This window comes from Aromatoleum tolulyticum (assembly GCF_900156155.1).
In the GTDB taxonomy this organism is placed as follows: Bacteria; Pseudomonadota; Gammaproteobacteria; order Burkholderiales; family Rhodocyclaceae; genus Aromatoleum; species Aromatoleum tolulyticum.
The window spans coordinates 1-19,843 of record NZ_FTMD01000017.1 but is presented as its reverse complement, the minus strand read 5'-3'; the positions used below and the strand labels follow the sequence as shown (position 1 = coordinate 19,843).

The following is a 19,843-nucleotide window of genomic DNA, read 5'->3' as shown; positions in this document are numbered from 1 at the left end:
TCGTGCGATCGCCCTGACGAACACGCCGCGAATCACCGTTTTCCGCCACGTTTCGCCTACAATCACTGTTCCCTAATCCGCCCTCCCACCCCAAATGTTCTCCGGAATCGTGGCCGCCTGCGGCCGAATCGAACGCATCGACCCGCTGCAGGACGGCGTCCGCCTGACGGTCAACGTGGCCGACCTCGACCTCTCCGACGTGCAGCTCGGCGACAGCATCGCCAACAGCGGTGTCTGCCTCACCGTCATCGCAGTGGACGCGCCGCGCGTACAGTTCGACGTGTCGCGCGAGACCCTGAACTGCACGGCGGGCCTCGATGAAACCGGCAACGAGGTCAATCTCGAGAAGGCGCTGCGCCTCGCGGACCGTCTCGGCGGCCACCTCGTCACCGGCCACGTCGACGGCGTCGGCGAAGTCGTGCGCTTCATCCCGGTGGGCGAGAGCCACGACCTCGTGATCCGCGCCCCGGCCGCGCTGGCCGGCTACATCGCGCGCAAGGGCTCGATCACCGTGAATGGCGTGAGCCTCACCGTGAATCGCGTCGAAGGCACCGAATTTTCGATCAACCTGATCCCGCACACCGTGGCGGTGACCAATCTCAAGCACCTCGAGGCGGGCAGCCGCGTGAACCTCGAGATCGACCTGATCGCCCGCTACTGCGAACGCCTGCTCGCGTGGCGCGAGGAATCCGCACAATGACCGCACTGTCCCCCATCACCGAAATCGTCGAGGAAATCCGCGCCGGCCGCATGGTCGTGCTGGTCGACGAGGAAGACCGCGAAAACGAGGGCGACCTCGTGCTCGCCGCCGAACACGTCACGCCCGAAGCGATCAACTTCATGGCCAGGTACGGCCGCGGCCTGATCTGCCTGACGCTGACCGAAGCGCGCTGCAAGCAGCTCGACCTGCAGCTGATGGTGCGCGACAACCGCTCGCCGCACGGCACCGCGTTCACGACCTCGATCGAGGCCGCCGAGGGCGTCACCACCGGCATCTCGGCGCACGACCGCTCGCGCACCGTCGAGGCCGCCGTCGCGCGCAACGCCAAGCCTTCCGACATCGTCCAGCCCGGTCACATCTTCCCGCTGATGGCGCAGAACGGCGGCGTGCTGATCCGCGCCGGCCACACCGAAGCCGGCTGCGACCTCGCCGCGCTGGCCGGGCTCGAACCCGCCGCGGTGATCTGCGAGATCCTCAAGGACGACGGCACCATGGCGCGCCTGCCCGATCTCGTCGAGTTCGCCAAGGAGCACGGCCTCAAGATCGGCGCGATCCGCGACCTGATCCAGTACCGCTCGTCGAACGAGCACCTGATCAAGCGTGTCGCCGAGAAGGACGTCGACACCCCGCACGGCCGCTTCCGCCTGTTCGCGTTCGAGGACAAGACCACCGGCGAGGTGCATTTCGCGATGTCCAAGGGCGACATCCGCCCCGAGCGCGAGACCCTCGTGCGCGTGCATGAGCCGATCTCGGTCGTCGACTTCCTCGACGCCGAAAGCGCCCGCCACACCTTCCCGGTCAACCAGTCGCTCGCCCGCCTCGCGCAGGCCGAGCAGGGCGTGATCGTACTGCTGTACCGCCCGCAATCGGGCAGCGAGCTGCTCGCGAGCCTGACCGGCAACGGCTACCAGCCGCCGAAATGGGACGCGCGCCTGTTCGGCGTCGGCGCCCAGATCCTGCGCGATCTCAAGGTCGGCAAGATGCGGCTGCTCTCCAGCCCGCGCAAGATTCCGAGCATGGCCGGCTTCGGCCTCGAGATCACGGGCTTCGTCGATCCGGCCTGAGGTGGTACCCTCGACGTTTTACCGTGCCGGAAGTCCTGTAGATTTCCGGCTTTTCCGCTTCCGAAAGAACCGAACATGGCCCGTTACGACAACATCCCCGAATTCGAGCCCGATCTGAGCGGCCACGGCCTGCGCATCGGCATCGTCATGAGCCGCTTCAACCAGGACGTGTGCGAAGGCCTGCTGTCCGCCTGCACCGCCGAGCTGCAGCGCCTCGGCGTCGCGCCCGACCTGATCCGCATCGCGACCGTCCCCGGCGCGCTGGAAGTTCCCCTCACGCTGCAGGCCATGGCGCGCAGCGGCCGCTACGACGCCCTGATCGCGCTGGGCGCGGTGATCCGCGGCGAGACCTACCACTTCGAGCTGGTGTCCAACGAGATGGGCGCGGGCATCAACCGCATCGGTCTCGACACCGGCATGCCGATCGCCAACGGCGTGCTCACGACCGAGGACGACGACCAGGCGCTCGCGCGGATGCAGGAAAAAGGCAGCGACTGCGCGCGCACCGCGGTCGAGATGGCCCGCCTGCTGCGGATGCTCAAATGAGCGGCAAGGCAGCACGGCGCCGCGCGCGCGAATTCGCCCTGCAGGGCATCTACCAGTGGCTGCTGTCGGGCAACTCGGTCCCCGTGATCGAGGAGCACGTCGCCCAGGTCACCGGCTTCGACAAGGCCGATCGCGAACTCTTCATCAGCCTGCTGCGCGGCACGCTCGCGAACGTCGCGTCGCTGCAGGAGGAGTTCGTCCCCTTCATCCACCGCTCCGTCGAGGAACTCTCGCCGGTCGAGCGCGCGATCCTGCTGCTCGCCACGCACGAGCTGAAGATCGCCCCCGACACGCCTTACCGCGTGATCATCAACGAGGCGATCGAGCTCGCGAAGAGCTACGGCGGCACCGAAGGCCACCGCTTCGTGAACGGCGTGCTCGACAAGCTCGCGGCCAAGCTGCGCGCGGTCGAGGTGAACGCCGCGAAGGACGCGAAGTCCTGAACGCCAGGCGCGGGCCGCGCTAACGCCGCGCCGATCCTGCACCTCCGTTCGCCCTGAGCCTGTCGAAGGGCAATTGCAGGCTTCGACAGGCTCAGCCCGAACGGTATTCATCGACGGGCCTGCGCGGCCCGTTTTTCATTTCTGCACCCGGCGTGCGCCGTGCACGCGCACCAATGCAGAAGGCCCGGGCGTGCATCGCTGCACGACCCGGGCCTTCCCGGTCACTGCGCCCCCGCTCGCGCGGGAGCCGGCATCACTCAGTCACGAAAAGCCGGACGCGGACGGCGGGCGCCTTCCGGACGGTCGCCGCCGAAACGGGCGCCGTCGCGCGAGCCTTCACGGCGGGGAGCGCGGTCGTCGCGCGGAAAGGCGCTGCGATCGCCGAAGCTGCGCGGCTCGCTGCGGCCGACGCCGGGGCGCTCCTCGCGCGGAGCGCTGCTGCGCTCGCCACCACGGTTGCTGCCCGGTCCTTCCGACGACCAGCCCTTGCCGGCGCCCGGACGCGCGTCGCGCGAATCGCGGCTCCACGACGAACCGCTGGACGGACGGCCGCTGCCGTAGCCCGGCTTGCCACCGCCACCGCCCGACGGGCGACGCGGCGAGGTCGGACGCAGCGTCGGCTCGAGACCGGCGATGGTGTGCACGTCGAGGCGTTTGCCGGTGAAGCGTTCGATTGCACGGATGATGCCCATCTCGCGCGGACCCGACATCGTGATCGCGATGCCGTCGCGACCGGCGCGGCCGGTACGCCCGATACGGTGCACGTAGTCCTCGACCTGGCGCGGCGGGTCGAAATTGATGACGTGGCTGATGCCGGCGACGTCGATGCCGCGTGCGGCGACGTCGGTCGCGACGAGCACGCCGATGCGGCCCTGGCGCAGCTTGTCGAGGGTGCGGTTACGCGCGGTCTGGTGCATGTCGCCATGCAATGCGGCGGCCGAAAAACCCTTTTCCTGCAGCGACAGCGACACTTCCTCGGCGCTGCGCTTGGTTGCGGTGAACACCACGGCCTGCTGCAGCCCTTCGTCACCGAGCAGCGATTCGAGCAGGCGCGTCTTGTGCACGAGGTTGTCGGCCATCATCAGGCGTTGTTCGATGTTGCCGCGGTTCTCGACCGTGGCGGCGATCTCGATGCGTTGCGGGTTGCGCTGCATCTTGCTCGCGAGGTTGCCGACGACGCCGTCCAGCGTCGCCGAGAACAGCAGGGTCTGGCGGCTGGAGGGGGTCGCGGCGACGATGGTCTCGATGTCCTCGACGAAGCCCATGTCGAGCATGCGGTCGGCTTCGTCCAGCACCAGGGTCTCGACGTCCGACAGCTTGATCTTGCGGCGCGTGAGGTGGTCGATGAGGCGGCCCGGGGTCGCGACGACGACGTCGACCGGGCGCTGCAGCTGCTTCACCTGGGCGAAGAAGGGCGCGCCGCCGACGAGGCAGGCGGTGTTGAGCCAGCGCAGGTTACGACCGTAGGTCTTCACGGCCTTCTCGACCTGCAGCGCGAGTTCGCGCGTCGGGGTCAGCACGAGGATACGCGGGCCGGCGCCGGGCGCGGGCTTGCGTTCGACGATGCGCGAGAGGCTGGGCAGCGTGAAGGCGGCGGTCTTGCCGCTGCCGGTATGCGACGACACCATCAGGTCGGCACCGGCGAGCGCAGCGGGAATCGCCTTGATCTGCACTTCGGTGGGGATGGTGTAGCCGGTGGTTTCGATGGCCTTCAGCAGCAGTTCGTTGAGGCCGAGTTCGTTGAACGTCATGGGTTCTTCCTGTGTTTCCGCCGCGACGGGTGGTCGCAACGGGATCCGGCCCGGTTTTCCGGGCCAATGAAAAGGCATCGCACCGTCCACGGAGGACGCGGTGGCGGCAAGCGCGCGATGGGCTTGGGCCGGTCGGATACCGTCGAAAGAGGACGACGGATGCGACCGCGCATCGGCACCAACCGGCATTCGCGATGCCTATCGATCAGGAGAACGAGAGGAGTTCGACGGGAGGGTCGGGGGCGATGGGGCTGTGGATACAGTCCCTCGGCTGGGTCCGCGGAATCCTGTCCCGCGAGTTAAGACCTGAAAATAAACCGACTGCTGCATTGCACAACGACGGCAATGGTAGCCGATTTTGCAATTCCGGGAAAGCACAAAATCAAAAGGCCCGACGCCTGCCGGCGTCGGGCCCTCTTCACTGCGGTGCGAGACGGCAGGATCAGCCGTTGACGGCGCCCTTCAGCGTCGCGCCGGCCGAGAACTTCGGCACGCGCGAAGCGGCGATCTTGATCGAGGCGCCGGTCTGCGGGTTGCGGCCGGTGCGCTCGGCGCGCTCGGACACTTCAAAGGAACCGAAGCCCGTGAACGACACTTTCTCGCCCGCGGCCATGCGCTCGGCGATGATGTCCAGCACGGCGGACAGGGCACGGTCGGCCTGAGCGCGCGAAACATCCAGACGGTCAGCCAGGGCTTCGACGAATTCACCTTTGTTCATGCTTTACCTCGATTGGTGTGTGAGTTGTTCGGTGCTGCACATCTAACGTGCCGGATTCTAGCATTGTCGCGGCTTGCGGGGCATTCGTCCGCGTCAACGATACAAATTCCAAAGCATGTTTCGATGCCATGGACACATTTTCGGATGCCTTGCGGCTGATCGGAAATCAGGGCAAACACCAAAGCCGGCGAAAACCGTCCGCCGGCCGTTCCCGCGCGAGCACCGTTTTCACCGCGAAAACCGGCGGAAAATTCGCGCCGGAGAGGCGTTTTCAGGCTCCGGACGCGGCGGCTGGGGCATGCAGGGCGACGAGAATCTCCATGAAGCGCCGCGCGACGCGTCCCGGCGGGGGCGTGCGCGCGATCGATGCCTGCCATTCGCACGAATAGCGCAGGGTTTCGGACGGAATGCGCACGATTTCGCCGCGCGCCTCGAAGGCCTGCGCGTAGTGGTCCGGCAGGAAGCCGACGTAGCGCCCGGAGCGGATCAGCAGCACGCTCGCCTCCTGCTCGAAGGCGCGCGCGGCGGGCTGCAGGCCCAGGCGCCAGAAGCTCTCCATGTTCGGCGAGTGGTAGCCGAGGCCGACGAAGGCGGCGCGGCGCAGTTCGTCGTCGGACGGCAGGCGCCCGCCGGCGAGCAGCGGATGGCGCGGCGAGGCGTAGAGCGGCAGGAATTCGTCGAACAGATGCACCGAGGTGAAGCTGTCGCTCGCGCGGTGGAAGGGATGGACGGCGACGTGGAAACGCCCATCGAGGAGACCCTTCTCGATCTCGCTGCTGCCGGCGACGAAGACGTTGAGCGTCACCGCGGGGGCCTCGGCGCCGAAGGCGGCGATCGCGTCGGCAAGGCGGCAGCCGGGGTTGGACACGATCTTGTCGAACATCACGAGGTTGAGTTCGCCGCGCATGCCGGCGTGCAGCTCGGCGACTTCGCTGCGGAAAGCTTCGATCTGCGCGAGCAGGCGCCGCGCCGCGTCGAGCACGACCCGGCCTTCCTCGGTCAGCGCGAAACCGGCGCGGCCGCGCTCGCACAGGCGCACGCCGAGGCGCACTTCGAGATCCTTGAGGTGACGGCTGATCACCGAGCGGCTGATGTTGAGACGCAGCTCGGCCGCCGCGAGGCCGCCGGATTCGGCGATGGCGATGAACACGCGCAGCAGGCGCAGGTCGGCTTCGGCGAGGCTGGCAAGGAGAGCTCGTGTCTTCATCGGCACATTGTTTCATTTATCCGAAACCTTGCGTACGCATCTTGTCGTTTTCTGCACGCAATAGTCTCCGTACGATGGTCGCGACCCCACAAGGAGCTCCGCATGTCCCACGACCAGGCCTTCTGGCTGCCCTTCACCGCGAACCGCGCGTTCTGGAAATCGCCCCGCGTGATCACCGGCGCGCGCGGCCACTACTACACGACCGACGACGGGCGGCAGCTGCTCGACGGCTTCTCGGGACTGTGGACCTGCGGCCTCGGCCACTGCCATCCGAAGATCGTCGCCGCGGTGCAGGAGCAGGTCGCCACCCTCGATTACGCGATGGGCTTCCAGGTCACCAACGACAAGGCGATCGCGCTCGCCCGCGAGGTCGCCGCGCTGGCCCCGGCCGGCATGGGCAAGGTGTTCTTCACGAACTCGGGGTCGGAGTCGGCCGACACGGCGCTGAAGATCGCGCTGGCCTACCACCGCGCGCGCGGCGAAGGCCAGCGCACGCGGTTGATCGGGCGCGAGCGCGGCTACCACGGCGTGAACTTCGGCGGCCTGTCGGTGGGCGGCATCCCCGGCAACCGCAAGGTGTTCAGCGCGACGCTGCTGCCAGGGGTCGATCACCTCCGCCATACCTATAGCGCTGCCGACATGGCCTTCTCGAAAGGGCAGCCGGCGTGGGGCGCGCAGCTCGCCGACGACCTCGAGCGCCTGTGCGCGCTGCATGACGCCTCCAACATCGCCGCGGTGATCGTGGAACCCGTCGCGGGCTCGACCGGCATCCTCGTCCCGCCGATCGGCTACCTGCAGCGCCTGCGCGAGATCTGCGACCGGCACGGCATCCTGCTGATCTTCGACGAGGTGATCACCGCCTTCGGCCGCGTCGGCGCGCCCTTTGCCGCGGCGCGCTTCGGCGTGACGCCGGACATCATCACGACCGCGAAGGGGCTCACCAACGGCGTCGTGCCGATGGGCGCGGTGATCGTGCGCGACGGCGTCTATGACGCGCTGATGCAGGGTCCCGAGCACGTCGTCGAACTCTTCCACGGCTACACCTACTCCGGCCACCCGCTCGCGGCCGCCGCGGGACTGGCGACGCTCGCCGCCTACTGCGAGGAGGACAGCTTCGCGCGCGCCCGTGCCGTGGAACCGATCTTCGAGGAAATGATCCATTCGCTGCGTGAGGAGGCGAAGGTCGTCGACATCCGCAACGTCGGCCTGATGGGCGGCATCGAACTCGCGCCACGCCCCGGTGCGGTGGGTGCGCGCGGCTTCGAGGTGTTCCTGAAGTGCTTCGAGGCCGGCGTGGTGATCCGCAACGGCGGCGACGTGCTGCAGTTCTCGCCCTTCCTCGATTCGACGCCCGACGAGCTGGGCCGTATTTTCGACACCGTGCGCCAGGCGCTGCGCACGGTCACCTGACACGACCTCAAAGAGAGAGACACCGCGAAATGGAAACCCTCGGACACTACATCGGCGGCACCCGCATCGCCGATCAGAACCGCAGCCAGCCCGTCTGCAACCCGGCCCTCGGCCACGCCGTGCGCCATGTCGCGATGGCGTCGAAGGCGACCGTCGAGCAGGCGATCGCCGCCGCCGCCGCGGCCTTCCCGGCATGGCGCAAGACGCCGCCGCTCAAGCGCGCACGCGTGCTGTTCAGGTTCAAGGAGCTGCTCGAGCGCAACGCCGACCGCGTCGTCGCGGCGATCGTCGAGGAGCACGGCAAGGTGTGGGAGGACGCGCACGGCGAGCTCGCGCGCGGCATCGAGGTCGTCGAGTACGCGTGCGGTGCGCCCGAGTTCCTGAAGGGCGAGCACAGCCGCGACGTCGGTCCGGACATCGATTCGTGGTCGGAATTTCCGCCGCTCGGCGTGGTCGCGGGGATCACGCCGTTCAATTTCCCGTCCATGGTGCCGATGTGGATGTTCCCGATGGCGATCGCCTGTGGCAACACCTTCGTGCTGAAGCCCTCGGAGAAGGATCCGTCGGCGTCGCTGCTGCTGGCCGAACTGCTGACCGAGGCCGGCCTGCCGGCGGGCGTGTTCAACGTCGTCAATGGCGACAAGGAGGCCGTCGATACGCTGCTGACCGACCCGCGCGTGCAGGCGGTGAGCTTCGTCGGCTCGACGCCGATCGCGGAATACATCTATGCGACCGGCACCGCGCACGGCAAGCGCGTGCAGGCGCTGGGCGGGGCGAAGAACCACGCGGTGGTGATGCCCGACGCGGACCTCGACAACGCGGTCAACGCCATCATGGGCGCGGCCTACGGCTCCTGCGGCGAGCGCTGCATGGCGATCTCGGTGGTCGTCGCGGTCGGCGACGCGGTGGGCGACGAACTGGTCGCGCACCTCAAGCCCAAGGTCGAGGAGCTCAGGATCGGCAACGGCAAGGAACGCGGGCTGGACATGGGGCCGCTGGTGACCGGGGCGCACCGTGACAAGGTCAGGAGCTACATCGACCTCGGCGCAGAGGAAGGGGCACAGCTCGTCGTCGACGGTCGCACGCTGAAGGTGCCCGGCCACGAGAAGGGCTTCTTCCTCGGCGGCACGCTGTTCGACCACGTGCAGCCGTCGATGCGCGTGTATCGCGAGGAGATCTTCGGGCCGGTGCTCGCGGTGGTGCGCGTGAGGAGCCTCGACGAGGCGATCCGCCTCATCGACGCACACGAGTTCGGCAACGGCACCTGCGTGTTCACGCGCGACGGCGCAGTCGCGCGGCATTTCACCGACACCGTGCAGGTCGGCATGGTGGGCGTGAACGTGCCGTTGCCGGTACCGGTGGCGTGCCAGAGCTTCGGCGGCTGGAAGCGCTCGCTGTTCGGCGACCTGTACGCCTACGGACCGGACGCGGTGCGCTTCTACACGCGGCGCAAGACGATGACGCAGCGCTGGGCGGTGGCCGGCATCGAGAAGGCGCAGTTCGCGTTCCCGAGCAACGGCTGACGCGCCGCAAAAGCACGGGCGGCGCCGGAATCGTTGCCGGCGCCGCCCGCATTTCTCGCAGCCGTGGTGCGCGTCAGCGGCGCTTGTAGCCGGTGACCATCGCGCGCACAAGGTTCTCGCGGTGGCGCACGCTTTCGAAGATCGCCGCCGCGACGTGCACGACGACCGCCAGCAGGGTGAAATTGACGGCGCCCTCGTGCAGTTCCTCGAGGACCTCGCTGCCCCAGCCCCAGTCGGTGGTCATCAGCCAGCCGGTGGCACCGATCAGCGCGACCATCGCCATCAGGAACAGGATCATCACCGCCGCGGCCGGGTTGTGGCCGAGGTGGCGCGGCTCGCGCCCCCGCAGCAGCTTGCCGACATAATCGCGCAGCACCGCGGCGCGCGGCACGAAGTCCGCGAAGCGCGCGTGCGGGCTGCCGACGAAGCCCCATGCAATACGGAAGGCGAGCAGGCCGAGGGCGACGTAGCCGGCCCAGCGGTGCGGCGCCTCGGCGTCCTCCGACGTTAGCCAGGCGGTCGCGAACATCGCCACCAGCCCCCAGTGGAACACGCGCACGGGAAGGTCCCAGACGCGGATACGTTCGCTGCTCATGGCCGACTCCCGCGCCGCGCGCCTCAGCCCTGCTTGGCCTTCACGACGCTGCCGTCGACCGGGTTGAAGTACACCTCGGCCTTCTTCCCTTCCTTGTCCTTGCCGTAGATCTCGTAGCAGTTGCCGGACGTGACCTTGAACTTGTCGATCGTATAGCCGTCGGTGGCGATCTTCTGCTTCATCACGTCTTCGGTGAGCCAGGACGACTTCGGCGCCTCGGTGCATTGCGGACCGGCGAACGCGGCGGTACCGATGCAGAGGGTCGTGGCAGCGGTGACGAGGTGACGAACTTTCATGCTTGAACTCCGGAAAAATTTGAACGGCATGTCGATATGACACGGCAGCCATTTTCGGGGTCGGCATGTGAACGTTCCGTGAACACGGGTTCAAGATTCCGTCCGGCAAGTGTTACAGCTCGCTTCACCGTGCCGCATCGCGCGCAGGGCGACAGTTCCGTCTTGCGGTCAATGCCGGGCGGAAGCTAGGCTTGGCTCATCACCGCCCCGCCGGAATGACAGGAGACCGACCATGACCGCCACCCTCCGCGCCCTGCAGGCCGACATCACGACCCTGCCCGTCGATGCCATCGTCAATGCCGCGAACGCCTCGCTGCTGGGTGGAGGCGGCGTGGACGGGGCCATCCACCGCGCGGCGGGCCCCGAACTGCTGGACGAATGCCGCGGACTGGGCGGCTGTCCGACCGGCGAGGCGAAGCTGACGCGGGGCTACCGCCTGCCGGCGCGCTTCGTGATCCACACCGTGGGCCCGGTGTGGCACGGCGGCACGCGCGGCGAGCCGGCGCTGCTGGCGTCGTGCTACCGGCGCGCGCTCGAAGTGGCGGCGGCGAACGGCGCGGCGACGGTGGCGTTTCCGGGCATCAGCACCGGCGTCTATGGCTACCCGAAGGACGCGGCGGCGCGCATCGCGGTGGCGACCGTGCGCGCGGGCGTCGCCGCCTTGCCGACGATCACCGAAGTGATCTTTTGCTGCTTCTCGGCGGGCGACCTCGCGCTGTACGAGGCGCTGCTCGGCGCCCCGGCCGCGTGAGGCGCGATCTGCCTACAGGATCTTCGGCTCGCCATGGCTCCCGCGACGCCCTTTCTTGCCGCCACGGCGCTCGACCGCGTCCTTGAGCAAGCTGACGAAGGCGATCACGAAGGGCAGCGCGAGCAGGAAGGCGAAGCTCGCGGGCAGGGTTTCGAACCACTGCAGGATTTCGTCGAACGTGCTCATGGCGATCTTCCTTACAGAACCTGGAAGGCGACGATCGCGACCAGGGTCGGCGGCAGCGCGGACAGCAGCAGGCCGATCGGGTGGATCGCCTCGTCGGGGAAATGCCCGCGCAGGATCGCGAAACCCGCCGGGTTGGGCGCGTTGGCGATGATCGTGAGGCCGCCGCCGGTCACCGCGCCGGCCACCAGCGCGTACTTGAATTCCGGCGACAGGCCCTGCACCAGCGAGCCGAGGTAGGTGAGCGCAGCGTTGTCGGTGAACGCGGTCAATGCGGTCGCGCCAAAGTACACGGTCGTCGCGTCCATGCCCGTGAGCACGGGCTGCAGCCACCATTGCTGCTGCCCGCCGAGCACCACCAGCCCCGCGAGGAAGAAGGCGACGAGCAGGCCTTCGCGCAGGATCAGGCGATCCTGATAGCGCTTGTAGGCGGTCGCGAAGCCGAGGAAGAACAGCAGCAGGCCCATGAACACCGCGGGGTGGTGGGCGAAGGCGACGACGCCGGCGAGGAACAGCAGGTGGATCACGACCATGAGCCCCGGCATGCGCTCGCCGCTCTTCGCAGCGCCGGTGTCGAGCGCGGCGAGTTCCGGGCGGAACACCGTCGTGACCACGATGGCGTTGAAGACGACCGCGATCAGCGCCTTCCAGCCGAAGGTCGCGATCATGAACCAGATGTCCCAGCCCCAGGTGCCGGCCACCATCAGCACCGGCGGCGCGGCGAAGGGCGTGAGGGTGCCCCCGATCGAGATGTTGACGAACAGCGTGCCGATCGTCGCGTACTTGAGGCGGTTGGAGATGCCGTGGGCGAAGAACTTGTCGCGCAGGATCAGCGCCGCGAGCGTCATCGCCGCCGGTTCGGTGATGAAGGAGCCGAGCAGCGGCACCAGCGCCATCGTGATGAAGTAGAACGCGACGTTCTGGTGCATCGGCAGCAAGTTCGCCGCCATGCGCACGAGCGCGAGCGCGAAGCGCAGGATCGGGCGGCTGCCGGCGATCACCATGATCGCGAACACGAACATCGGCTCGGTGAAGTTGCGGCTGTCGAGGTAGGCGATCGCGTCGGCGCGCCCGGCGAGCACGCCCATCGCGACGATCAGCACCATCGCCCAGAAGCCGAACACGACCTCGACTTCGCCGAGCAGGTGGAACACGCCGGCGTGCGCCGGGTGGTGGTGCGCCAGCTGCTCGAAGAACTTGGTCGAGAAGGTGTGGATGATGGCCAGTGCGAACAGGCCGGCCGCCACCATCTGTACGGGTGTCGCCTCGCTCATGGGTCGTGTGCTCCCTGGAGGAAGATCGCGCAGGAAAAGCCATGCACAACGGGAGCTTACCGACCGGGGGCGCAGCGGAGAATTGGACAGGTCGCGTACGCGGATCGGCGTATGCGCGGGCCCCGCTTGCGGGCGTCAGCCCTCGCGGCAGGCGGCGATCAGGGCGGCGAGCGACCCGGCGTCCATCTTCTGCATCACGCGCCCGCGGTGCACCTGCGCGGTGCGATGGCTGATGCCCAGGCGCGCGGCGATCTCGTGGTTCGACAGGCCCTGCACCATCAGGTCGCAGACTTCGCGCTCGCGCTCGGTCAGCGCGGCGAGCCGCCCGCTGACCGTATGTTCGCGCCGCACGGCGGCGAGGCGTTGGCGTTCGCGCCCGAAGGCCTGCTCGATCGCGGCGAAGAGGTCGGCATCGTCGAAGGGCTTCTCCAGGAAGTCGATCGCCGCCTGGCGGAAGGCCTGGCGTGCGGCGGCCGCATCGCCGTGCGCACTCATCACGACGAAGGGCAGCGGCATCCCGTTTTCGGCGGCGACGCGCTGCAGGTCGAGGCCGGACAGGCCGGGCATGCGGATGTCGGTCAGCACGCAGCCGGCCCACGCGTCGCCGCCCTCGCCGGCCGCGTGCAGGAAGGCGTCGGCGCTGTCGAACACGCGCGTCGCATAGCCGCGGATGCCCAGCAGCAACGACAGGGAGTCGCGCACGGAGGCGTCATCGTCGATCAGGAACACGCACAGGCGTTCGTCGCGCAGGCGTTCGTCGTTATCCATGCTCAGCTCTTCAGTCGGGGCAGCGTGAAATGGACGCGGCCGCCCGGCCCCGCCTCCGCCACCAGTCGTCCGCCGTGCGACTCGACGATCGCGCGGCTCATCGGCAGGCCCACCCCCATGCCGTTGGCCTTGTCGGAGGCGAAGGGCTCGAACACGCTCGGCACCCGGGCCGGGGGGATACCGGGCCCGGTATCCTCGACGTCCACGCGCAATTCGTCCTCGTCCGCGCGCATCCGCAGGCTGATCGTGCCGTCCGGCAAGGCTGCCAGCGCGTCGACGGCATTCTGCAGCAGGTTGCGCAGCACGAGTTCGATCTGCACGCGATCGGCCAGCACCCGTGCGGGCGCCGCGGGCAGATCGAGGCGGAAGTGGATGCGGCCCGCATGGTTGCGGAAGGCTTCCACCATCGCGACGGCGACGGCGCCGACATCGACCGGCTCGCGCCCTTCGACGCCGCCCTTGAAGAGATCGCGCAGGCGGCGGATCACGTCGCCGGCACGGCGCGCTTCGGCCGAGATGCGGTCGAGCGTGTCGGGCAGGCTCGCGTGCGCGGCCGGCGAACCGGATTCCAGGATCAGCCGGCAGGCGCGCGCATAGTTGTTCAGCGCCGTCAGCGGCTGGTTGAGTTCGTGCGTGATCGCCGCGGCCATCTCGCCGGCAGCAGCGAGCTTGAGGGTGCGGCGCAGGTCGTCGGAGATGCGCTGGCGCTCGTCCACCGTCACGGCAACGAAAAAGCCCGTCATCGCGAGCGCCAGCAGCAACGCCTGCAGTTCGAACACGCCCAGCGAGCTGATGCCGGACGCCTCCATGACGATGATCACGCCGACCTGCAGCAGGATCATCGCCGGTGCCGTGCCGGCCATGCCGTGGCGCGCGGCGATCCACACCAGCGGCAGGAAGAGGACGTAGAAATAATTGAAGCGCTGGGCGTCCGGCAGCGCAAACACGACCCACAGGCTCGCGAGGATCGCGCCCAGCTGCAGCAGCGCCTCGCGGTTGCGCAGCAGCAGCGCGACCTGCGCACGGCGCGAGGCGTCGAGCATCATCAGGATCAGCGGCAGGGATACGACGATGCCCACCGTGTCGCCGATCCAGAAGCGCAGCCACGCTTCGGCCATGCCGCCGGAAGTGCCGCCCAGCAGCACGAGCGCGGCGACGTAGGCCGCGCCGATGAGCAGGCTGCCGCCGGCGACGACGCCAAACAGGCGCAACACGTCGCTGCGCTGGCGCAGCGACACCGCGACGTGGAACCGCCCCTGCAGCGTCGCTGCGATCGCCGCGTAGCCGAGCGAGAGCACCAGCGCGATGAGCAAGGCCGCGATGGGCGACGCGACGTCGCGGATCGTCATCTCCGCGACCACGACCGTCACGAGCACCGCCCACATCCAGCGCCAGCCGAGCACCATCAGGAAGGCGATCGCGAGGCTGGGCTGCGGGTTCCACGGCGTGACCTTGAAGTCCGCCATCGGGTACAGGTAGCTCGCGCGGTCGAGCAGCAGGTAGGCGATGCCGAAGGCCAGCGCCAACAGCCACGGCCGCCGCACCGCACCGACGGCCGGCGCGGGCACGGAAGCCCGGCCGAAAAGCGACGGGAGCATGTCAGGCCCGGCCGATCAGTTCGGCCAGCGCACGCACCGTCGGGCCCGGCGCACCGCTGCGGTGGATCAGCACCGTGCGCGCCAGCGCGAACTCGGGCGGCAGCACATGGATCGACACGCTGTCCTCGACCGGCAGCATCGCCAGCAGGCTGCGCGGCACCAGCGCCACGCCCATGCCGGAAGCGACGCAGCCGATCATCGCGTGGTAGGACGAGAGCTCGACGACGCGCTCGGGCACGACCTCGCCCGACGCGAGCCACGCCTGCAGGCGCTGGCGATAGGCGCAGCCGGGTTCGAAGGTGAGCAGCGTGCGCGCGCGCAGGTCGCGTGGCGACGCGATCGGAGGATGGCCCGCGGGCGCGACGAGCACGAGTTCCTCGTCGAAGGCCGGCACGCTGGCGACGCGCGCGTCCTCGACCGGGCCGCTGACGAGCGCGCATTCGAGCCGGCCGTCGATGACCTCGGCGATCAGCGGGCCGGTCGGGCCGGTGCGCAGCTCCAGCTGCACCTCCGGGTACTGCGCGTGGAAGCGCGCGAGCAGCGCCGGCAGGCGTGCCGCGGCGGTGCTCTCCATCGAGCCGAAGCGCAGCCGGCCGCGCGGCGTGCCGTCGCTGACTGCGGCACGCGCCTCGTCGGCGAGCGCGAGCAGGCGGTCGGCGTAGTCGAGCAGCACGCGCCCGGAGGGCGACACGATCAGGCGCCGCCCCTCGCGGATGAAGAGCTCTACGCCCAGCTTGTCCTCGAGCTGACGGATGCGCGTCGTGACGTTGGACTGCACGCGATGCAGCTTCTCGGCCGCGCGCGTGATGCCGCCCTCGCGCACGACGGTGCGAAAGATGGTCAGGTCGTCGAGATCCATCGTTCTCTCTCAGGAATGCTTCGAATCAGAATTATTCATTTTACGCGAACATTGTCCAGCCTTATCGTGGCAGCCGTACCAACAGCACTCGGGAGCAAACGATGAGCACCGGACGGGACCAGACCATCGGCTACCTCGCCGCCGCCGGCACCGTGGCGATCTGGACGGGCTTCATCCTCGTCTCGCGCCTCGGCGGCAAGAGCGCGCTGACGGGCCACGACATCCTCGCGCTGCGCCTGGGCGTCGCGGCCTTCCTGCTGCTGCCTTTCGCGGGCAGCCTGCCGCGCGGGTCGTGGCGCGACGCGCGCCTGTGGACGCTGGGCATGGTCGGCGGCCTGCTGTACGGCGTGCTCGTATATGCGGGCTTCAAACTCGTGCCGGCCGCGCACGGCGGCATCCTGCTGCCCGGCATGCAGCCCTTCCTCGTCGCCGCCGTCGCGTGGCTGCTGACGCGCCAGCGCATGCCGCGCGAACGCGCCTTCGGGCTCGCCTTCATCGCGTTAGGAGTGGGTTTCGCCGCGCAGTCCTACCTGGCCGGCAGCGCGTGGTCGGCGGCGATGCTCGCGGGCGACGCGCTGATCCTGTCATCCGCGCTCGCATGGGCCTTCTACAGCGTGCTCGCGAAGCGCTGGGGCTTCCATCCGTGGCTGCTGACGCGCTTCGTCGCCTTCAGCTCGGCGCTGATCTACCTGCCGGTGTACCTGCTGTGGCTGCCCAAGCAGCTCGACGCGGTGCCGATGTCGACACTCGTGCTGCAGGGGCTGTACCAAGGGGTCGGTGCGACCATCGTCGCGATGCTGCTGTTCCTGAAGGCGGTCGAGAAACTCGGCGCCGAACGGGTCGGCGCGCTGATCGCGCTGGTGCCGGTGCTCGCCGGCGTCGCCGCGGCGCCGCTGCTCGACGAGGCCTTGTCCGGATGGCTGCTCGCGGGCCTGGTGTGCGTGTCGCTGGGGGCTTTCGTCGCCGCCCGCCCCATCGCGCGCCTGGTCCCGGCCGCCTGCCCGGCGACACGCTGAACCCGTCGGTGCACTGCGCTCGAGGGACGACGCGGGTGTGCATGCAGCTAGAATAGCCGCCTGCACACCCGCCGGAGCCGACGCGCTCGCGGGAAACCCTCTCCCGTACGAGCCGATGAAGAAGAAAGCCATTTCCGCGAGCCAGCTGGCACGACTCCACGAAGCGATCGCGCTGCAGAACCAGGGGCGCCTCGACGAGGCCGACGCGATCTACGCCGACTTCCTGCGCAAGGTGCCGAAACATCCGGACGCACTGCACCTGCGGGCCCTGATCTGCCACACGCGCGGCCGCCACGCGGATGCCGCGCGCTTCGCAGAAGCGGCGATCGCCGCGGCGCCCGACGTCGCCAATTTCCACAACACCGCGGGCGAAGCGTGGCGCCTGCTCGGCGACCGCGCGCGGGCGCGCAAGCATTTCGGCGCCGCCGTGCGCCTCGCGCCCGGTCTCGCGATGGCCCACCACAACCTGTCGCTGGTGCTCGACGCGGAGGGCCTCGCGGCGGAGGCGCTCGCGGCCTCGCAGCGCGCCGTCGCGCTGAACCCGCGCTACGTCGAGGCGCTGGCGCAGAGCCTGGAGATCGCGCGCCGGCTGGGCGACCACGCCGCCGCACAAGCCGCACTGGCGCAGTTGCGGACCTGCGACGGCGAACTCGCGCACGACGCGGTCGCCCGCTTCCACACCATGACGGCGCGCGACCACGTGGAGGCGCTGCGCTTCGACGACGGCATCGCCGAGGCGGAAAAGGCGATCGCTGCGAGCCCGTGCTTCTGGGGCGGCTGGACGCTGCTCGGCGAGACCTGCAACGAAGTCGGCAACCACGCCCGCGCCGAACTGTGCGGCACGATCGCCGCGAACCTCGCGCCGGACAACGAGAACGCCCGGCTGAATCTCGCGCACCTGCTGAAGGAACAGCAACGCCTCGACGAGGCCGAAAGCCATTACCGCGCGTGGCTCGCCCGCCAGCCCGGCAACGCCGAAGCGCGCTTCGGCCTCGCCGGTGCGCTGCTGATGCGCGGCCACTACCGCGAAGGCTGGCCGCTGTTCGAAGCACGCTGGGAACTCCCCCGCCACGGCGGCGCGAAATTCTCCGGCGCCCCGCAATGGACGGGCGAGGCGGTGGGCCGCCTGCTGCTCTACGCCGAACAGGGCCTGGGCGACACGCTGCAGATGCTGCGCTTCCTCCCCGACGCGATCCGCCGTGCCGGCGGCGCGGTGACGCTGCTCGTGCCGCCGCCGCTCGCCCGCATCGCCCGGCGCGCGAGCGGCGCGGAAGGGATCGCGATCGTCACCGCGCTGCCCGATGGCGCGGTGTTCGACGCGGCCTGCGGTCTGATGAGCCTGCCGGGCATCGCCGCCGTGACCATGCCCGCCGAGGCCGCGGCGCCTGCACCCTATCTCGGACACGACCCGGCGCGCGCCGCACATTTCGCCGCGCGCCTCGCCGGCCTCCCCGGGCGCAAGCTGGGCATCGTCTGGCTGGGCGGTCAGGCCGGCTCGGCGAACCGGCGCCGGCGGCTGCCCGAAGCGGCCCTGCTGCCCCTGCTGACGCTGCCGGGGTGGACGCCCGTGTCGCTGCAGTTCGGCATCGCGAAGCCGGAAATCGCCGGCCACCCCCTCGTCGACCTCGCGGACGACATCGCCGACTTCGAAGACCTCGCGGCGGCGATGAAGGCCGTCGACGCCGTCGTCTCGCTCGACTCCGGCCCGGCCCACCTCGCCGGCGCACTGGGCGTGCCGACCTGGATCCTCGTTCCCTGGCTGCACGACTGGCGCTGGGGCCTGGGCGGCGAGCGCAGCGACTGGTACCCCTCGGCCACCCTCGTCCGCCAGGCGGTCGGCGGGAGCTGGGACGCACCGATTGCCGGGCTCGTCGCACTGCTGTCGGGCCACGCGGATGCATCGCCCGACGACGCTCCGGGCGCGGAGGGCGACCGGGTCATCCTCCGCAACGAGTTCCCCCTCGTGCGCGCCCGCTGCCGCGACGGCATCGTCACGATGCCGCTGTTCGATCGCTACATCACGCTGTCGCTGCTGCTGTACGGCGAATACTCGCCGCGAGAGGCCGCACTGCTCTCGTCCTGGCTGCGGCCGGGCGACACGGCCGTCGACGTCGGCGCCAACCTTGGCACGCTCACGCTGGCGATGGCGCGCGCGGTGGGCAATACCGGCCGCGTGATCGCCTTCGAGCCGCAGACATCGATCCACGCCTGTCTGCAGCAGACCCTCGCCGACAGCGGCATCGGCCATGTCGAGCTGCATCGCCGCGCGGTCGGCGCGACCGCGGGGCATGCATTCGTGCCGCGGCTGGATCTCGCCCGGCCCGCGAACTTCGGCGGTGTGAGCATCGCTGACGCAGACGAGGGCGACGGCGAGGAGGTCGAACTCGCGCGCCTCGACGACCTGGATCTGCCTTCCTGCCGCCTGCTGAAGATCGACGTGGAAGGCCGCGAACTCAACGTGCTGCGCGGCGCAAGCGGCCTGATCGCGCGCTGCCGTCCGGTGATCGTGGTCGAATGCGACCGCCCCGACCGTCTCGCGCCCTTGCTGGCCTTCCTGCGCGAGCAGGGCTATCGCGCGTTCCGCCACGAACCGCCGCTCTTCGACGCGACCAACTTCCGCAACTGCCCGCACGACGCCTTCCCGCGCATCGTCTCGGGCAACCTGCTCGCGCTGACGGAAGGCGACGAGCCCCCCGCCGACGCGCGCCCGGCCTGATCTCAGGTCGACAACATGGCCTGGTGCTTGCCGCCCAGCCCGAGATACGCCTCGATCACGCGCGGATCATCGGCGAGCTGTTTGGCCGGGCCTTCCATCGAGATCTCGCCGGTCTCCAGCACGTACGCGTAGTCGGCGACCTGCAGCGCCGCGCGCGCGTTCTGCTCGACCAGCAGGATCGACACCCCGCGCCGGCGCAGCTCGCTGATGATGCGGAAGATCTCGCGCACGATCAGCGGCGCGAGACCCAGGCTCGGTTCGTCGAGCATCAGGAGCTTCGGCTTGGCCATCAGCGCACGGCCCACCGCGAGCATCTGGCGCTCGCCGCCGGACAAGGTGCCGGCCATCTGCGCCTTGCGCTCCTCGAGGCGCGGGAAGAGCTGATACACCTCCTTCATCGTCTC

20 protein-coding genes are annotated in these 19,843 nt (G+C 69.2%); 9 read left to right on the top strand and 11 right to left on the bottom strand.

The genetic code is table 11. From position 1 onward, the window contains the following. Positions 1 to 94: 94 nt before the first annotated feature. From BW991_RS20120 to nusB, 4 genes are all read left to right on the top strand, one after another. The gene (locus BW991_RS20120) at positions 95 to 700 is read left to right on the top strand and encodes a riboflavin synthase (protein WP_076603904.1); all 606 of its coding nucleotides are present in this window, start codon (positions 95 to 97) and stop codon (positions 698 to 700) included. Next, positions 697 to 1,785, top strand: a complete 1,089-nt coding sequence (gene ribBA, locus BW991_RS20115; RefSeq protein WP_076603903.1) for a bifunctional 3,4-dihydroxy-2-butanone-4-phosphate synthase/GTP cyclohydrolase II — start codon at positions 697 to 699, stop codon at positions 1,783 to 1,785. The genes BW991_RS20120 and ribBA overlap by 4 nt, the downstream gene beginning before the upstream one ends. 75 nt (positions 1,786 to 1,860) lie before the next feature. Further along, complete coding sequence (gene ribH / locus BW991_RS20110) at positions 1,861 to 2,331, top strand: 6,7-dimethyl-8-ribityllumazine synthase (RefSeq protein WP_076603902.1); 471 nt, start codon at positions 1,861 to 1,863, stop codon at positions 2,329 to 2,331. Then, complete coding sequence (gene nusB / locus BW991_RS20105; RefSeq protein WP_076603901.1) at positions 2,328 to 2,774, top strand: transcription antitermination factor NusB; 447 nt, start codon at positions 2,328 to 2,330, stop codon at positions 2,772 to 2,774. Before ribH ends, nusB begins: the two co-directional genes overlap by 4 nt. Positions 2,775 to 3,031: 257 nt before the next feature. Here nusB and BW991_RS20100 read toward each other — a convergent pair whose 3' ends face one another. The 3 genes from BW991_RS20100 to BW991_RS20090 form a co-directional block, all read right to left on the bottom strand. Continuing rightward, the gene (locus BW991_RS20100; RefSeq protein WP_076603900.1) at positions 3,032 to 4,525 is read right to left on the bottom strand and encodes a DEAD/DEAH box helicase; all 1,494 of its coding nucleotides are present in this window, start codon (positions 4,523 to 4,525) and stop codon (positions 3,032 to 3,034) included. A 442-nt stretch (positions 4,526 to 4,967) separates the two neighbouring features. Continuing rightward, complete coding sequence (locus BW991_RS20095) at positions 4,968 to 5,243, bottom strand: HU family DNA-binding protein (protein ID WP_050414315.1); 276 nt, start codon at positions 5,241 to 5,243, stop codon at positions 4,968 to 4,970. Positions 5,244 to 5,514: 271 nt separating this feature from the next. Beyond that, complete coding sequence (locus BW991_RS20090; RefSeq protein WP_076603899.1) at positions 5,515 to 6,450, bottom strand: LysR family transcriptional regulator; 936 nt, start codon at positions 6,448 to 6,450, stop codon at positions 5,515 to 5,517. A gap of 102 nt (positions 6,451 to 6,552) precedes the next feature. Between BW991_RS20090 and aptA the strand changes: the two genes are divergently transcribed. Then, a complete protein-coding gene (gene aptA, locus BW991_RS20085; protein WP_076603898.1) occupies positions 6,553 to 7,860 on the top strand; it encodes an omega-aminotransferase AptA in 1,308 nt (435 codons plus the stop codon). Positions 7,861 to 7,889: 29 nt separating this feature from the next. Next, complete coding sequence (locus BW991_RS20080) at positions 7,890 to 9,383, top strand: CoA-acylating methylmalonate-semialdehyde dehydrogenase (RefSeq protein WP_076603897.1); 1,494 nt, start codon at positions 7,890 to 7,892, stop codon at positions 9,381 to 9,383. A gap of 73 nt (positions 9,384 to 9,456) precedes the next feature. Here BW991_RS20080 and BW991_RS20075 read toward each other — a convergent pair whose 3' ends face one another. Together BW991_RS20075 and BW991_RS20070 are read right to left on the bottom strand one after the other, a co-directional pair. Then, positions 9,457 to 9,978, bottom strand: coding sequence for a cytochrome b/b6 domain-containing protein (locus tag BW991_RS20075; RefSeq protein WP_076603896.1), 522 nt, complete (start codon positions 9,976 to 9,978; stop codon positions 9,457 to 9,459). Positions 9,979 to 10,001: 23 nt separating this feature from the next. Further along, positions 10,002 to 10,274: a PepSY domain-containing protein gene (locus BW991_RS20070; protein ID WP_076603895.1), complete on the bottom strand. Its 273-nt coding sequence runs from the start codon at positions 10,272 to 10,274 to the stop codon at positions 10,002 to 10,004. Between the two features lie 232 nt (positions 10,275 to 10,506). Here BW991_RS20070 and BW991_RS20065 point away from each other — a divergent pair, with 232 nt between their 5' ends. After that, positions 10,507 to 11,025 (top strand): O-acetyl-ADP-ribose deacetylase, encoded by a 519-nt coding sequence (locus BW991_RS20065; protein WP_076603894.1) that lies wholly within the window; start codon positions 10,507 to 10,509, stop codon positions 11,023 to 11,025. A 12-nt stretch (positions 11,026 to 11,037) separates the two neighbouring features. Here BW991_RS20065 and BW991_RS23945 read toward each other — a convergent pair whose 3' ends face one another. From BW991_RS23945 to BW991_RS20045, 5 genes are all read right to left on the bottom strand, one after another. Further along, positions 11,038 to 11,211, bottom strand: a complete 174-nt coding sequence (locus BW991_RS23945) for a hypothetical protein (RefSeq protein WP_170879140.1) — start codon at positions 11,209 to 11,211, stop codon at positions 11,038 to 11,040. 11 nt (positions 11,212 to 11,222) lie between these two features. Beyond that, positions 11,223 to 12,482 (bottom strand): putative Na+/H+ antiporter, encoded by a 1,260-nt coding sequence (locus BW991_RS20060; protein WP_076603893.1) that lies wholly within the window; start codon positions 12,480 to 12,482, stop codon positions 11,223 to 11,225. A gap of 135 nt (positions 12,483 to 12,617) precedes the next feature. Continuing rightward, positions 12,618 to 13,250 (bottom strand): response regulator transcription factor, encoded by a 633-nt coding sequence (locus BW991_RS20055; protein WP_076603892.1) that lies wholly within the window; start codon positions 13,248 to 13,250, stop codon positions 12,618 to 12,620. A 2-nt stretch (positions 13,251 to 13,252) separates the two neighbouring features. Continuing rightward, on the bottom strand, positions 13,253 to 14,848 hold the full coding sequence (locus BW991_RS20050; protein WP_076603891.1) for an ATP-binding protein: 1,596 nt from the start codon (positions 14,846 to 14,848) through the stop codon (positions 13,253 to 13,255). A 1-nt stretch (position 14,849) separates the two neighbouring features. Further along, entirely contained in the window at positions 14,850 to 15,707 is an 858-nt protein-coding gene (locus tag BW991_RS20045; RefSeq protein ID WP_076603890.1) for a LysR family transcriptional regulator, read from the bottom strand. Positions 15,708 to 15,808: 101 nt separating this feature from the next. Here BW991_RS20045 and BW991_RS20040 point away from each other — a divergent pair, with 101 nt between their 5' ends. Both BW991_RS20040 and BW991_RS20035 read left to right on the top strand, forming a co-directional pair. Beyond that, on the top strand, positions 15,809 to 16,723 hold the full coding sequence (locus BW991_RS20040; protein WP_076603889.1) for a DMT family transporter: 915 nt from the start codon (positions 15,809 to 15,811) through the stop codon (positions 16,721 to 16,723). A gap of 115 nt (positions 16,724 to 16,838) precedes the next feature. After that, positions 16,839 to 19,439 (top strand): FkbM family methyltransferase, encoded by a 2,601-nt coding sequence (locus BW991_RS20035; protein ID WP_076603888.1) that lies wholly within the window; start codon positions 16,839 to 16,841, stop codon positions 19,437 to 19,439. A 2-nt stretch (positions 19,440 to 19,441) separates the two neighbouring features. Here the strand turns inward: BW991_RS20035 and BW991_RS20030 are convergent. Next, the coding region (locus BW991_RS20030) for an ABC transporter ATP-binding protein (RefSeq protein ID WP_139335967.1) at positions 19,442 to 19,843 on the bottom strand (402 nt) is incomplete at its 5' end.

Coding starts and splice junctions, on each gene's coding strand:
- BW991_RS20120 (WP_076603904.1), top strand. CDS start 95: ATGTTCTCCGGAATCGTGGCCGCCTGCGGCCGAATCGAACGCATCGAC.
- ribBA (WP_076603903.1), top strand. CDS start 697: ATGACCGCACTGTCCCCCATCACCGAAATCGTCGAGGAAATCCGCGCC.
- ribH (WP_076603902.1), top strand. CDS start 1,861: ATGGCCCGTTACGACAACATCCCCGAATTCGAGCCCGATCTGAGCGGC.
- nusB (WP_076603901.1), top strand. CDS start 2,328: ATGAGCGGCAAGGCAGCACGGCGCCGCGCGCGCGAATTCGCCCTGCAG.
- BW991_RS20100 (WP_076603900.1), bottom strand. CDS start 4,525: ATGACGTTCAACGAACTCGGCCTCAACGAACTGCTGCTGAAGGCCATC.
- BW991_RS20095 (WP_050414315.1), bottom strand. CDS start 5,243: ATGAACAAAGGTGAATTCGTCGAAGCCCTGGCTGACCGTCTGGATGTT.
- BW991_RS20090 (WP_076603899.1), bottom strand. CDS start 6,450: ATGAAGACACGAGCTCTCCTTGCCAGCCTCGCCGAAGCCGACCTGCGC.
- aptA (WP_076603898.1), top strand. CDS start 6,553: ATGTCCCACGACCAGGCCTTCTGGCTGCCCTTCACCGCGAACCGCGCG.
- BW991_RS20080 (WP_076603897.1), top strand. CDS start 7,890: ATGGAAACCCTCGGACACTACATCGGCGGCACCCGCATCGCCGATCAG.
- BW991_RS20075 (WP_076603896.1), bottom strand. CDS start 9,978: ATGAGCAGCGAACGTATCCGCGTCTGGGACCTTCCCGTGCGCGTGTTC.
- BW991_RS20070 (WP_076603895.1), bottom strand. CDS start 10,274: ATGAAAGTTCGTCACCTCGTCACCGCTGCCACGACCCTCTGCATCGGT.
- BW991_RS20065 (WP_076603894.1), top strand. CDS start 10,507: ATGACCGCCACCCTCCGCGCCCTGCAGGCCGACATCACGACCCTGCCC.
- BW991_RS23945 (WP_170879140.1), bottom strand. CDS start 11,211: ATGAGCACGTTCGACGAAATCCTGCAGTGGTTCGAAACCCTGCCCGCG.
- BW991_RS20060 (WP_076603893.1), bottom strand. CDS start 12,482: ATGAGCGAGGCGACACCCGTACAGATGGTGGCGGCCGGCCTGTTCGCA.
- BW991_RS20055 (WP_076603892.1), bottom strand. CDS start 13,250: ATGGATAACGACGAACGCCTGCGCGACGAACGCCTGTGCGTGTTCCTG.
- BW991_RS20050 (WP_076603891.1), bottom strand. CDS start 14,848: ATGCTCCCGTCGCTTTTCGGCCGGGCTTCCGTGCCCGCGCCGGCCGTC.
- BW991_RS20045 (WP_076603890.1), bottom strand. CDS start 15,707: ATGGATCTCGACGACCTGACCATCTTTCGCACCGTCGTGCGCGAGGGC.
- BW991_RS20040 (WP_076603889.1), top strand. CDS start 15,809: ATGAGCACCGGACGGGACCAGACCATCGGCTACCTCGCCGCCGCCGGC.
- BW991_RS20035 (WP_076603888.1), top strand. CDS start 16,839: ATGAAGAAGAAAGCCATTTCCGCGAGCCAGCTGGCACGACTCCACGAA.